The organism is Zobellella iuensis, assembly GCF_016746085.1.
GTDB lineage: Bacteria > Pseudomonadota > Gammaproteobacteria > Enterobacterales > Aeromonadaceae > Oceanimonas > Oceanimonas iuensis.
In genome coordinates, this window is the sequence record NZ_JAERTZ010000036.1 from 96,616 (window position 1) to 109,514 (window position 12,899).

Here is a 12,899-nt window from a genome sequence, read left to right on the forward strand (position 1 = left end):
GCGCGAATGGTAACTTAACTACAAAGGCAAGAAAACAGCATTTTTCATAAAACTGTCATGTTATTCTGATGGTGGATTCTGCTTTTACTTTTAAATCAGAAGGTTGGTTTTCCGGACACCCTTATGGACACAGAAATCGAGATCAAGTTTCTCGTCTCACGCGATATCACCGACGCCCTGCCCGAGCTGTTGCAATCTTACCAAATCCGCAAGCACGATCGGCGGCACCTGGCCAACACCTACTACGACACCGCCGATCTGGCTTTGCGCCGGATGGATGCCGGACTGCGCATCCGCAGCCAAGACGGCACCCTGGAGCAGACCATCAAGCTGGCGGGCAGCCAGGTCGGCGGGCTGCATCAGCGGCCGGAATATAATGTGGCATTATCGCTGAACCAGCCGGATTTATCTCTGTTTCCCGCCCGCATCTGGCCTTCCGGGGTTGACCCTGAGTCGTTGCAGCAGGCGCTGCAACCCCTGTTCTGTACCGACTTCATGCGCCGGCGCTGGTTGCTGGCCTGTGATGGCTCCGAAATCGAACTGGCCCTGGACGAGGGCCATGTGCAGGCGGGCGAGCGGCGCGAGCCCATCTGCGAACTGGAGCTGGAACTGGTCAAGGGCGATGCTTCCCGGCTGTTCGAGCTGGCCGAAACCCTGGTCAGGCAGGGTGGCCTGCGGTTGGGGGCGGTATCCAAGGCCCAGCGCGGTTATCGGCTGGCTGGTCTGAGTCCCATGCCTCGCTTGCGCGTGCTGGAGCCCTTGCCGCTGCAGCCGCAGGAGTCTTGTGAACAGGTGATGATGGCCTTGCTCCATCAGGGGTTGCGCCACTGGCAGCACCATGAAGACGGCTGGATGAGCGCGCCCGGCATCGACTGGCTGGTGCAGCTGCGCGAGGGCGCCGCCCTGGTGCACCAGACCCTGCTGATGTTCGGCGAACGGGTGTCGCACCGGGTCAACAGCGGCTGGATAGACGATCTGCTGTGGCTGCAGCAGCAACTGTCCTGGCTGGACAGGGCCCAGATGCTGGCCCATCTCACCGCCGACAGGGGCCATTACCTGCGCCGGCTGGATTGCCAGAAAGCGCTGCTGGCGGAACTGGCGGAACAACAGGCGCAACTGCCCGACGAGCAGCAACTGCGGGAGCTGTTCTACGGGCCCCGCTACGGCCGGCTGCTGCTCCGGCTCACCCACTGGCTTTATCGCCAGGACTGGCGGGCCGGGCTGGAGCCGAGCCAGGGCAGCCTGCTGGCCGCGCCGATCAATGGCTTGGCCCGGGAGCTGCTTGAAGACAGCTGGCGGACCCTGCGCCAGAGTACCCTGGGCGAGTCCGTGCTCGGCGGCGAGCAATACATCCAGCAGAAGGGCAAGCTCAGGCGCAACCTGCTGGTGGGGCTGTGCTTCAGCGGCCTTTATCCGGAAGAGGAGCGCCTGGCCTTTCGCATGCCCTGGCTCGACATACTGCGCGGTATCGAGGATCTGGACATGCTGTCGCCGCTGGAGGACGTGCGCGAACGGCTGACGGCGGAAGATCGCGAGGAGCTGGACGACTGGCTGGGGCGCAAGCGGGGTTTCCTGCTGGAGGCCCTGGAGCAGTCCCGGGGGCAGGCCCTGCAGCTGGAACCCTATTGGCGCTGAGGCCTAGCCTTCATCGAGCTGCTGGCGGCTGTAGGCCAGCAGCTCGTCCATCACCCTGTGTTTGATTTCCAGCTGTTGCTCGGGGCTCAGGCCGTAACGCTCGGCCAGGTGAACGTAATCTTCGGGGCTGAGCGAGACCGTCAGCCGGGGGCGCTTGGGCTTGGCGGCGGTGGGCAGGGTCAGGATATGGCGAATTTGATCCGAGGGGCTAAGGCCGTTGTCCAGCGCCTCACGCCGGATCTGGTACTGCAGCGCCTCGTCCATGTCGAAGGCCACCTGCACCGCCTTGGCGGCGCGCACCGAGCTCTGCCATTTTTCCGGGATTTTGCGCTGGCTCACGGGCGGCCCCCCAGTTGTTGTTGCAGCCGGGCCAGCACCTGCTCGACGCTGTGGGGGCACAGGGCGGCCGGGGGCTCGTCGGGCTCGGGGGCCTGATCCTGGCGTTGCTCCCGGGCCCGGATATCGGCCAGGGCCTGTTTGGCGTTGACCAGGGTCACCGCCGGATGGCGACGAATGGTGGCCATGGTCTTGCGCACGCAGGCGGTAGTCTTGGCCATGGCCAGCTGGCGGCACAGATCGTGGTAATGGCGCTCGGCACCGAGCCAGCGATCCTGGTAGTAGCGCAGCCGCCGGCGCAGGCGCTCGAGCCTGAGCCGGCCGGCGTCCTGCTCGTCCTCGGCGGCGGCCACCTCGGTGGCGAGTCGCCGGGCTTCCTGCCCCTCGCCCCGGACCAGGGCCGCCAGGGTGGCTTGTTCCAGCCCGGCCAGCCGTTGTGACAGCGGCGCCCCCTGGCCGGTGAGCCGGTCGATATCGGTTTTCAGTTGCCGGCACTGGCGTTCCAGCCCCTGCATGTGCTGTTCGGCGTGGCGGCAGGCGCGCACCAGCTGGACGCAGACCCTGTCCGGATCCAGGCTGCCGTCTTGCGGGTCCTGCAGGCTGCGCAGAACCTGACCCAATACGCTCATAGACCCGCCCTCATAACAGAAACTCCGCCATGTCCTCGATCACTTCCAGGCAGTTGTCGCTCAGCACCGCCAGTTCATGCTCGATATCGGCCAGATCGGCGTTGAGCGACAGGGCGCCGAACACCACGTACCAGTCGTCGAGCCGGGCAAAGGCCGACAGCGGCATGGGGATGTTCATGTCGAGCATGGCCTCCAGCATGGCCTGGCGCCGGGCCGGCGCGACCTGGCTTTCGTCCCACAGGTAGCTGATGCACAAAATCTGATCGTCGGAAACGGAGATGAACAGGGGCAGTTCTTCGCGCCCCTCCACCGTTACCTTGAGCACCTCCACCTCGCCGGGGATGGGGAAGCACTGAAAACCGAAGCCGGTGCTCGACTGGTCGCCGAGCCCTTCGAGATGCCGGCCGATAACTGAGAGATCCATCAACAGGTCCTGACATAATAAGTCCGCTACAGACTAATCAGCCGTCGCCTTCAGTGCAAGCCCGCTCTTTGGCGCCGCCGACCGGCGCGACAATCTGCGCCGGCTCTCTGTTCAGGGACGGCAACAATGGTAGTCTGGTGCCAGAATCCGCCAACAAGGAAAAGTAGATGGGAGAGATGCCCGCCCTGCTCGGGGCCCAGGCCGACAAACACTGGGCCCGCTTTGAACAACGCGCCGCCGCCTTGCTGCCGGCGCTTGACCGGGCCCGCCAGGAGCGGCTGAAGGCGCTGTTCGGCTGCAGCGATTTCGCCGCCGACAGCCTGTGCCAGCAGCCGGAGCTGGCACAGGAGCTGGACGACGAAAAGGATTTGCACAACGGCGACCGGGCCGGCGGCTACCGGCCGGCGCTGGCCGCCCAACTGGCGGCCGTGCACGACGAGCCCGGTCTGCTGCGCGTCCTGCGCCGTTTTCGCCGGCGCGAGCTGCTGCTGATCGCCTGGCGGGAAATGCTGCTGGGGGCCGAGGTGGAGGAAAGCTTCGAGCATATCTCGGCCCTGGCCGATGCGCTGATCGTGGAGGCCTACCGCTGGCTCTACCGGCGCCAGTGCGCCGAGCTGGGCACCCCCTGCGATGCCGAGGGCAAGCCGGTGCCCATGCTGATCCTGGGCATGGGCAAGCTGGGTGGGCGGGAGCTCAACTTCTCCTCCGACATCGACCTTATCTTCACCTTTCCCCACAACGGGGTGACCCGGGGCGGGCGGCGGGAGCTGGCCAACCAGCAGTTCTTTATCCGCCTGGGGCAGAAGCTGGTCAACGCCCTGCACCAGACCACGGTGGACGGCCAGGTCTACCGGGTGGACATGCGGTTGCGGCCCTTCGGCGAGTCCGGTCCCCTGGCGGTGAGCTTTACCGCCATGGAAGACTACTACCAGCACCACGGCCGCACCTGGGAGCGCTACGCCATGGTCAAGGCGCGCATCCTCAACGATGAGGGCGAATACAGCGCCGAGCTCAAGGCCATGCTCAAGCCCTTCGTGTTCCGTCGCTACATCGACTTCGGGGTGATCGACTCCCTGCGCCAGATGAAGGCGATGATCGCCGCCGAGGTGCGGCGCAAGGGACTCAAGGACAATATCAAGCTGGGCGCCGGCGGCATCCGCGAGGTGGAATTCATCGCCCAGGTGTTCCAGCTGATCCGCGGCGGCCGGGAGCCGGCGCTGCAGGTGCGCCACCTGCCCCAGGCCCTGGCGGCGGCGCGGGAGGCGGGGGCGCTCAGCCCCGAGGTGACCGAGGAGCTGCACCAAAGCTACCGCTTCCTGCGCAAGGTCGAAAACTTCCTGCAGGCCTTCGCCGATCAGCAGACCCAGACCCTGCCGCAAGACGAGCTCAACTGCACCCGCCTGGCCTGGCTGACGGGCTACCCGGACTGGGATGCCTTCTACCGGGCGCTGCACGGGGCCATGGCCCTGGTGCACCGTCAGTTCGAATTGCTGATAGGTGACAGCACCGAGGCGGAAGAGGAGGGGGCGGCCCAGATCTGGTTCGATATCTGGCAGACCGACTGGGAAGAGGAAGAGCTGGTCCGGCTGCTGCAGGAGCAGGGCATGGCCGAGGACAAGGCCGGCCGCCTGGCCCTGGCCCTCAATGCCTTCAAGGAGGAATGCCCGCGCCGGGCCATGGGCCCCCAGGGGCGCCAGGCGCTGGAGAAGCTGATGCCGGTGCTGCTCGACAAGGTCAGCCAGGCGGAGCTGCCCGGCATCCTGTTCGCCCGGCTGCAGCAGCTGCTGCTGCAGATCGCCACCCGCACCGCCTACCTGCAGCTGCTGGTGGAAAACGCCGGCGCCCTGACCCAGCTGATCCGCCTGTGCGAAGCCAGCTCCCTGGTGGCCGAGCAGCTGGCGCGCTACCCCATACTGCTGGACGAGCTGCTGGTGCCCCAACTGCTGTACAACCCCATCCCCCTCGACGCCTACCGGGGCGAGCTGCGCCAGTTCCTGCTGCGGGTGCCGGACGAGGACGTGGAGCAGCAGATGGAGGCCCTGCGCCAGTTCAAGCAGATCCATCTGCTGCGCATCGCCGCCGCCGACATCGCCGGCGCCCTGCCGCTGATGAAGGTGAGCGATCACCTCACCTGGCTGGCGGAAGCCGTGGTGGAAGAGGTGGTCAACCAGGCCTGGGCCCAGATGAGCGCTCGCCACGGCGTGCCCGAGCAACTGGCGGACAGCGGCCGCAAGGGCTTCGGGGTGGTGGCCTACGGCAAGCTGGGCGGCATCGAGCTGGCCTACAGTTCGGATCTGGACCTGGTGTTCGTGCAGGAGGCCGGGCTCAAGGGCCAGACCAACGGCGACAAACCCCTGGACTGCCGCCAGTTCTACCTGCGCCTGGCCCAGCGCGTCATCCACCTGTTCAGCACCCGCACCCCCAGCGGCGTGCTCTACGAGGTGGACATGCGGCTGCGCCCGAGTGGCGCCTCCGGCCTGATGGTGAGCCCGCTCGACGCCTACCGGGCCTACCTGCACCACGAAGCCTGGACCTGGGAGCACCAGGCCCTGGTGCGCAGCCGCATCATAGTGGGCGACCCCGAGCTGTTCGAGGCCTTCAACGACATCCGGCGGGAGGTGCTGGGCAAGGCCCGGGAGCGCGGCGAGCTGGCGCTGGAGGTGGTGCAGATGCGCGAGAAGATGCGCGCCCACCTGATCAAGGCCGGGCCCGGCGAGTTCCACCTCAAGCAGTCGGTGGGCGGCCTGGCCGATATCGAATTCCTCACCCAGTACCTGGTGCTGGCCCATGCCCATGAGCATCCGGCCCTGACCCGCTGGTCCGACAATATCCGCATCCTGGAGGCGGCGGTGGAAGTGGGGCTGCTGGAAGAGGAGGAGGCCGGCCGGCTGAAAACCGCCTACTGCGCCATCCGCGACCGGGGCCACCGGCTGAGCCTGTCCGACCAGCCCGGCCGGGTGCCGGACAGCGAGCTCACCCGGGAGCGCGGCTGGGTGGTGGAGAGCTGGAACAAATGGCTTAAAGATAGCTAGAAGCTAGAAGCTAGAAGCTGGAAGACAGAAGCCGGAAGCGTAAACCACTCGGGCTGCTTCCGGCTTCCGGCCTATCGCTTCCCGCTTCAGTAGCGGTAAGGCACCCCTTCCGGGGTGGTCTTGAAGCGCCGGTGCAGCCACATGTACTGCTCCGGCGCTTGGCGGATGGCGGCCTCGATCGCCTTGTTGCCGGCGATGGCGTCCGCTTCGTCGTCGCCGGTGGGGAAACCGGCCAGGGGCGGCTGGACGAGCAGCCGGTAGCCGTCTCTCTCCCGCAGGGTGAAGCAGGGCAGGGTGACGGTATTTTTCACCCGAGCCAGGGTGGCGGTGCCGGTGATGGTGGCGGCCTGGGCCACCGCGAAGAAGGGCACGAACACGCTGGCATGGCGGCCGTAGTCGTGATCCGGCGCATACCAGAGCGCATCGCCGGCCCGCAGCGCCTTGAGCATGCCCTTGATGTCGAGCCGGTCCACCAGGTACTTGTTGGAGCGGCAGCGGCCGTGCACCTGGGCGTATTCCAGCACCGGGTTGGTGTTGGGCCGGTACACGCCCACCCCGGGCCGGTACAGGCCGAACTGGCGGGCGTTGAGCTCGAGGGTGAGAAAGTGGGCCGACAGCAGCAGCATGCCCTGGCCCTGGGCTGCGGCGGCGTCCACCTGCTCCATGCCCTCCATGCGGGTGAGGGCACGCATGCGCCAGTCGGGCCAGAACCAGGCCATGCCGGTTTCGAACAGGGCGCAGCCCACGCTCTCGAAGTTGCCCTCGAGCAGGTATTCGCGCTCGGCCAGGGTCAGCTCCGGCAGGGCCAGCTCCAGGTTGCGCCTGGCTACCCGGACCCGGGACTTCAACACTTTCATCGACAGCCGGCCCAGCCCGCGGCCCAGGGCCATCTGGATGCGCCAGGGCAGCAGGGTGACCAGCAGCCACAGCAGGCCGAGGCCCAGCCAGTGGAAGGTGTAGCGCGGGTGCAGTAGCGCCGCGCGGAAGGGAGGAAGCCGGGAGTCTTGCATCAGGGAGTCGCCATCGTCGTCGAATGGCTGAATTCTAAATAACTCTGGCGGTAATAACCACCAAAGGGCGGCCGACGGGTGCGATCGGTGATGGCTGTGATAATATTTCCCTTTCCCATGTTCACAAGGGTCGGAACCTATGAAGATCAAGTTGCCGGAATTCGATAGCGCCAGGGTACTGGTGGTCGGGGATGTGATGCTGGACCGCTACTGGTCCGGCCCCACCGGACGCATTTCACCCGAGGCTCCGGTGCCTGTGGTCAAGGTCGAGCACAACGAGGAACGCCCCGGCGGCGCCGCCAACGTGGCCCTGAACGCCGCCGCCCTGGGCGCCGGCGCCCGGCTGCTGGGCCTGACCGGCGACGACGAGGCGGCCAATTCCCTGCAGGACAAGATGAAGGGCGTGGGGGTGGTGTGCGACTTCGTGCGTCACCAAAGCCACCCCACCATCACCAAGCTCAGGGTGATGAGCCGCAACCAGCAGCTGCTGCGGCTGGACTTCGAGGAAGGCTTCGCGGCCGAGGACGCCGCCCCCCTCACCGAGAAGACCCGGGCCGCCCTGGCCGAGGCCGGGGTGCTGGTGCTGTCCGACTACGCCAAGGGCGCCCTGGCCCAGGTGCAGCAGCTTATCCACGTCGCCAACCAGGCCGGGGTGCCGGTGCTGGTGGACCCCAAGGGTTCGGATTTCGAGAAATACCGGGGCGCTACCCTGCTCACCCCCAACATGAGCGAGTTCGAGGCGGTGGTGGGCAAGGTGAAGGACGAGCGGGAGCTGGTGGCCCGCGGCCTGGAGCTGGTGGAAAGGTTCGAGTTCAAGGCCCTGCTGGTGACCCGCTCCGAGCACGGCATGACCCTGATCCGCCCGGGCGAGGACGAACTGCACCTGCCGGCCCAGGCCCATGAGGTGTACGACGTCACCGGCGCCGGCGACACCGTCATCGCCACCCTGGCCTCGGCCCTGGCCGCCGGCCTGCCGTTGGACGAAGCCTGCGCCCTGGCCAACGTGGCCGCCGGCATAGTGGTCGGCAAACTGGGGACCTCCACCGTCTCCGCCATCGAGCTGGCCAACGTGCTCTACGGCGGTCCCGAGTCGGGCATGGGGGTGGTCACCGAGCAGCAGCTCAAGTACGTGGTGGACGCCGCCCGCCGCCGGGGCGAAAAAGTGGTGATGACCAACGGCTGCTTCGACATCCTCCACGCCGGCCATGTGTCCTACCTCAACAACGCCCGCAAGCTGGGTGATCGGCTGATCGTGGCGGTGAACACCGACGCCTCGGTGCGCGCCCTCAAGGGCGAGGGCCGGCCGGTGAACTCGGTGGACCGGCGCATGGCGGTGCTGGCCGGCCTGGGCGCGGTGGACTGGGTGGTGCCCTTCAGTGAGGACACCCCGCGCCGGCTGATCGCCGAGGTGCTGCCCGACATCCTGGTCAAGGGCGGCGACTACCAGCCCGAGCAGATTGCCGGCTTCGAGGAAGTGACCGCCAACGGCGGCGAGGTGAAGGTGCTCAACTTCGAGGACGGCTGCTCCACCACCGCCATCATCCAGGCCATCCGCACCCGCTGACGGATAACATGTCGGTGAGGTCGGCCAAAGGGGCCACTCCACCGACAAGTTTCGTCAAGCTCGTAAACAGCTGCCAGTAAAAACGGGGCCATTCGGCCCCGTTTGATGATAAAGGTGGAAGCGGGGCGGGTTGCGGCTCCCCTCAGTCCCGGTGGCCCAACCCCGCGTCCTTATCCCGTCAGGGATTACTGCTCAAGCCACAGCTGATCGTCCTTGGCGACCAGGGGCCAGACCTTGACCTTGACGTCCTCCTGCTCCAGGCAGCGGCCGTCTTTCAACGAATAATGGTGCTTGTACAGGGGTGAGGCCACGCAGGGCTCGCCCTTGATGTCGCCCACTATGCCCCGGGCCAGTACCTGGGCCTTGCCCATGGGATCCCAGTTGTCGAGGGCGAAGAAACCGAGCCCGGGCAGGTTGAACAGGGCCAGTTGCCGGCCCTCCACCAATGCGGCCACACCGCTGTGCTCGGGAATGTCGTTGACGTGGCAAAGGCGAACAAGACTCATGATACCTCCTTGATTTCAATCAGTTCTACCGGGCGGATCTGGCCGCGCTTGCGCTCGAAGACGATGCTGTCGTCGGCCTCGTCGCTATTGACGAAGCTCTTGAAGCGCTTGAGTTTTTCCGGATCTTCCAGAGTGGCTTTCCACTCGCATTCGTAGGTGTCGATCACGTGGGCCATACGCCCTTCCAGTTCGTCGGCCAGACCTAAGGAGTCATCGATGATGACTTCGCGCAGGTAGTCCAGGCCGCCTTCCAGGTTTTCCATCCACACCGAGGTGCGTTGCAGCTTGTCGGCGGTGGCCACGTAGAACATCAGCAGCCGGTCGATGTAGCGGATCAGGGTGTCGGTATCCAGATCGGTGGCGAACAGGTCGGCGTGGCGCGGGCGCATGCCGCCGTTGCCGGCGAAGTACAGGTTCCAGCCCTTCTCGGTGGCGATCACGCCCACATCCTTGCCCTGGGCCTCGGCGCACTCACGGGTGCAGCCGGACACCGCAAACTTCAGCTTGTGGGGCGAACGCAGGCCCTTGTAGCGGTGCTCCAGGGCCACCGCCAGATCCAGGGAGTCCTGCACCCCGTAGCGACACCAGGTGGAGCCGACGCAGGACTTGACGGTGCGCAGCGACTTGCCGTAGGCGTGGCCGGTCTCGAAGCCGGCGTCGATCAGTTCCTGCCAGATCAGCGGCAACTGCTCGAGGCGGGCGCCGAACAGGTCGATGCGCTGGCCGCCGGTGACCTTGGTGTAGAGGTCGTAGCGCTTGGCCACCTGGCCCAGTACGATCAGTTGCTCCGGGGTGATCTCGCCGCCCGGCACCCGGGGCACCACCGAATAGGTGCCGTTCTTCTGCATGTTGGCGAGGAAGGTGTCGTTGGTGTCCTGCAGTGGCTGGTGCTTGGGCGCCAGTACGTGTTCGTTCCACAGGGAGGCGAAGATGGAGGCCGCCGCCGGCTTGCAACTGTCGCAGCCCAGGCCGGTGCCGTGCTTGGCCAGCAGTTCGTCGAAGCTCTTGATCTGGCCCACCTTGACCAGGTGGAACAGCTCCTGGCGGCTGTAGGCGAAGTGCTCGCACAGGCTCTTGTCGGCGGTGATGCCCTGATCTTCCAGCGCCTGGTTGACCACCTGGGTGAGCAGGCCGGCGCAGCCGCCGCAACCGGTGCCGGCCTTGGTGCAGGCCTTGATCGCCGCCACGTCGCAGGCGCCGCCCTGCACCGCCTCTATGATGGCGCCCTTGCTCACGTTGTGGCAGGAACAGACGGTGGCGGTGGCCGGCAGGGCCGCCTTGGGCGCACCGCCGGCGGCGTCTTCCGGCACCAGCAGGGCCAGGGGGTGATCCGGCAGCGGCATGTCGTTGAGGTAGGTCTGCAGCAGGGTGTCGTAGTCGCCGTTATCGCCCACCAGCACGGCGCCCAGCAGGCGATCACCGGCTTCGTTCAGCACCAGTTTCTTGTACAGATCCTTGCTGCGATCCAGCAGCAGCACTTCCTGGCTGCCGGGGGTCTGGCCGTGGGCATCGCCGATGGCGCCCACGTCCACGCCCAGCAGCTTGAGCTTGGTGCTCATGTCGGCGCCCTTGAAGGCGCCGTCCTTGCCCAGCAGCTGGGCGGCCACGGCGCGGGCCATCTGGTAACCGGGGGCCACCAGGCCGAACAGCTTGCCTTCCCACAGGGCGCATTCGCCGATGGCGTAGATGTCCGGATCCGAGGTCTGGCACAGATCGTTGATGCAGATGCCGCCGCGCTCGCCCAGGGTGAGGCCGGCTTCACGGCCGAGGGCGTCCTGGGGACGGATGCCGGCGCTGAACACCAGCACGTCGGCTTCGAGCATGCCGCCATCGGTGAATTCGAGGCGGTGGGTGGCGTTTTCGCCGTCGATGATGTGCTGGGTGGCCTTCTGGGTGTGCACCTGCAGCCCCAGACGCTCGATCTTCTCCCTGAGCAGGGTGCCGCCCTGGGGGTCCAGCTGCACCGGCATCAGCCGGGGGGCGAATTCCACCACATGGGTTTCCAGGCCGAGCAGGCGCAGGGCGTTGGCGGCTTCCAGGCCGAGCAGGCCGCCGCCGATCACCACGCCGGTCTTGGCGCCCTGGCAGGCGGCCTTGATGTCGGCCAGATCTTCCAGGGTACGGTAGACGAAACACTTGTCCCGCTCCCGGCCGGGGATGGGCGGCACGAAGGGGGTGGAGCCGGTGGCCAGCACCAGGCGGTCGTAGGTGAGCACGGCGCCGGCGGCGGTGGTCAGGGTCCTGGCGTCCCGGTCGATGGCGGTGACCGCCTCGTTCAGGCGCAGTTCGAGACCGCTTGCACTGTACCAGTCGGGGGTGGCCATCAGCAGGGCTTCCGGCTCCTTGCCGTCGAACACTTCGGAAAGGTGCACCCGGTCGTAGGCGGCATGCTTCTCGGCGCCGAACACCGTGATGTCGTATTGCTCCACGCCGTTCTGGTCTACCAGCTGTTGCAGCAGGTGATGACCTACCATGCCGTTGCCGATGACAATCAGTTTCTGTTTCATCATTGCTATCCTTAAGCCACCCAGGACTTGCTTGCGGGTTGATGGTTTGTGGTGGCCTTGGTGCGGCCCCGTTTAGTTGTGCGACTTGCGCTTAAACAGGGAATATCAAGATGCGTGCCAAATTTTACTTGTTTGATTAGTAAGGGTTTTTGTAACAGGCACGAAAAAGCCCTGCCCGTTTAGGGAGCAGTGGCTTCACCATGATGATGCAGATAAAACAGGAATAACTCGCTAGAGGTACCACTTTAGGGTTATCAAAAACAGAGTGCAAGCGTTTTTTCATCCGGCGGCAGCCGGAGCGGGGGAAGGGCGGACAGGTCGTTGGGGGCCATGGAAAGCCAGGCCCACACAGGGCCGGGGCAGGATGGGGAGGGAGCCAGGTGCAGTGGGGGATGGGCTCCCGCCTGCGGGAGGACGGGAGCGGGAGTGGCCAACAGCCTAACCCGCAGCCTTGTCAGCCGGCCGGGCCCGGAGGCCCGGCGGCGGATGATCAGGCGACGGCGAGGGAGTCCAGGGTGGCGGTGAGTTCGGCCCGCAGTGCCACCACTTCCCCGATGATCATCAGCACCGGGCCGCTCGGTTTCAGGGTGGCGGCGGTGGCGGTCAGCCGGCCCAGTTCGGTAGTGGTGATCTGCTGGGCGGTGGTGGTTCCGGATTCAATCAGTGCCACAGGAAGCCGGGCCGGACAGCCTTCGGCCAGCAGCCGGGGCTGGATCTCGGCGGCCTGCTCCAGCCCCATATAGAACACCAGGGTCTGGCCGGCCTGGGCCAGGGCGGACCAGCCCCGGAACTCGCCACCCTGCTGCAGGTGGCCGGTGACCAGGGTCACGGCGCGGGACAGGCCCCGATGGGTGAGCGGGATCAGGCCGGAGGCGGCGCAGCCCAGGGCGGCGGTGATGCCGGGCACCACGCTGAAGGGGATGCCGTGCTGGCGGAGGTAAAGCGCCTCTTCGCCGCCGCGGCCGAAGATGAAGGGATCGCCGCCTTTCAGCCTGACCACCCGCTTACCTGTTCTGGCCAGCCGCACCAGCACGGCACAGATGTCTTCCTGGCGGGCGCTGGCCTTGCCGCAGCGCTTGCCCATCTCGATGCGTTTCACGCCGGCCGGGATCAGCGCCAGTATGTCGGGGCTGACCAGGCTGTCGTACACCACCACTTCGGCCTGCTCGATGGCGCGCAGGGCCTTGAGGGTGAGCAGCTCGGGATCGCCGGGGCCGGCGCCGACCAGGGTGACATTCATGCTTTGGCTCATTGCT

General features: G+C 66.2%; 10 protein-coding genes. 3 read left to right on the forward strand and 7 right to left on the reverse strand.

Features of this window, described 5'->3' with window-relative positions; genetic code table 11:
- The first annotated feature begins 123 nt into the window (after positions 1 to 123).
- On the forward strand, positions 124 to 1,635 hold the full coding sequence (locus JKV55_RS19680; RefSeq protein ID WP_202088886.1) for a CYTH and CHAD domain-containing protein: 1,512 nt from the start codon (positions 124 to 126) through the stop codon (positions 1,633 to 1,635).
- A 3-nt stretch (positions 1,636 to 1,638) separates the two neighbouring features.
- On the opposite strand, the gene JKV55_RS19685 is transcribed toward JKV55_RS19680, so the two are convergent.
- From JKV55_RS19685 to JKV55_RS19695, 3 genes are read right to left on the reverse strand one after another with little or no spacing between them, the layout of a single operon-like run.
- Positions 1,639 to 1,974: a hypothetical protein gene (locus JKV55_RS19685; RefSeq protein ID WP_202088887.1), complete on the reverse strand. Its 336-nt coding sequence runs from the start codon at positions 1,972 to 1,974 to the stop codon at positions 1,639 to 1,641.
- Positions 1,971 to 2,600 (reverse strand): hypothetical protein, encoded by a 630-nt coding sequence (locus tag JKV55_RS19690; protein WP_202088888.1) that lies wholly within the window; start codon positions 2,598 to 2,600, stop codon positions 1,971 to 1,973. Before JKV55_RS19690 ends, JKV55_RS19685 begins: the two co-directional genes overlap by 4 nt.
- A gap of 10 nt (positions 2,601 to 2,610) precedes the next feature.
- A complete protein-coding gene (locus JKV55_RS19695; protein WP_202088889.1) occupies positions 2,611 to 3,024 on the reverse strand; it encodes a YjfI family protein in 414 nt (137 codons plus the stop codon).
- Positions 3,025 to 3,191: 167 nt separating this feature from the next.
- On the opposite strand from JKV55_RS19695, the gene glnE reads away from it, so the two are divergent.
- Positions 3,192 to 6,056, forward strand: coding sequence for a bifunctional [glutamate--ammonia ligase]-adenylyl-L-tyrosine phosphorylase/[glutamate--ammonia-ligase] adenylyltransferase (gene glnE / locus JKV55_RS19700; protein WP_202088891.1), 2,865 nt, complete (start codon positions 3,192 to 3,194; stop codon positions 6,054 to 6,056).
- Positions 6,057 to 6,142: 86 nt separating this feature from the next.
- Here the strand turns inward: glnE and lpxL are convergent, their stop codons facing one another.
- Positions 6,143 to 7,066, reverse strand: coding sequence for an LpxL/LpxP family Kdo(2)-lipid IV(A) lauroyl/palmitoleoyl acyltransferase (lpxL, locus tag JKV55_RS19705; RefSeq protein ID WP_202088894.1), 924 nt, complete (start codon positions 7,064 to 7,066; stop codon positions 6,143 to 6,145).
- A 139-nt stretch (positions 7,067 to 7,205) separates the two neighbouring features.
- On the opposite strand from lpxL, the gene hldE reads away from it, so the two are divergent.
- A complete protein-coding gene (hldE, locus tag JKV55_RS19710) occupies positions 7,206 to 8,630 on the forward strand; it encodes a bifunctional D-glycero-beta-D-manno-heptose-7-phosphate kinase/D-glycero-beta-D-manno-heptose 1-phosphate adenylyltransferase HldE (protein WP_202088896.1) in 1,425 nt (474 codons plus the stop codon).
- Between the two features lie 185 nt (positions 8,631 to 8,815).
- Here the strand turns inward: hldE and nirD are convergent, their stop codons facing one another.
- The 3 genes from nirD to cobA all read right to left on the reverse strand — a co-directional run bounded on the left by nirD (position 8,816) and on the right by cobA (position 12,895).
- Positions 8,816 to 9,136, reverse strand: coding sequence for a nitrite reductase small subunit NirD (gene nirD / locus JKV55_RS19715; protein WP_202088898.1), 321 nt, complete (start codon positions 9,134 to 9,136; stop codon positions 8,816 to 8,818).
- Positions 9,133 to 11,646, reverse strand: a complete 2,514-nt coding sequence (nirB, locus tag JKV55_RS19720) for a nitrite reductase large subunit NirB (RefSeq protein WP_202088901.1) — start codon at positions 11,644 to 11,646, stop codon at positions 9,133 to 9,135. Before nirB ends, nirD begins: the two co-directional genes overlap by 4 nt.
- A 487-nt stretch (positions 11,647 to 12,133) precedes the next feature.
- Positions 12,134 to 12,895, reverse strand: a complete 762-nt coding sequence (gene cobA / locus JKV55_RS19725; protein WP_202088903.1) for a uroporphyrinogen-III C-methyltransferase — start codon at positions 12,893 to 12,895, stop codon at positions 12,134 to 12,136.
- Positions 12,896 to 12,899 lie beyond the last annotated feature (4 nt).

Excerpts from the sequence above, each read along its gene's own strand:
- JKV55_RS19680 (WP_202088886.1), top strand. The coding sequence starts at position 124 with ATGGACACAGAAATCGAGATCAAGTTTCTCGTCTCACGCGATATCACC.
- JKV55_RS19690 (WP_202088888.1), bottom strand. The coding sequence starts at position 2,600 with ATGAGCGTATTGGGTCAGGTTCTGCGCAGCCTGCAGGACCCGCAAGAC.
- JKV55_RS19695 (WP_202088889.1), bottom strand. The coding sequence starts at position 3,024 with ATGGATCTCTCAGTTATCGGCCGGCATCTCGAAGGGCTCGGCGACCAG.
- glnE (WP_202088891.1), top strand. The coding sequence starts at position 3,192 with ATGGGAGAGATGCCCGCCCTGCTCGGGGCCCAGGCCGACAAACACTGG.
- lpxL (WP_202088894.1), bottom strand. The coding sequence starts at position 7,066 with ATGCAAGACTCCCGGCTTCCTCCCTTCCGCGCGGCGCTACTGCACCCG.
- hldE (WP_202088896.1), top strand. The coding sequence starts at position 7,206 with ATGAAGATCAAGTTGCCGGAATTCGATAGCGCCAGGGTACTGGTGGTC.
- nirD (WP_202088898.1), bottom strand. The coding sequence starts at position 9,136 with ATGAGTCTTGTTCGCCTTTGCCACGTCAACGACATTCCCGAGCACAGC.
- nirB (WP_202088901.1), bottom strand. The coding sequence starts at position 11,646 with ATGATGAAACAGAAACTGATTGTCATCGGCAACGGCATGGTAGGTCAT.
- cobA (WP_202088903.1), bottom strand. The coding sequence starts at position 12,895 with ATGAGCCAAAGCATGAATGTCACCCTGGTCGGCGCCGGCCCCGGCGAT.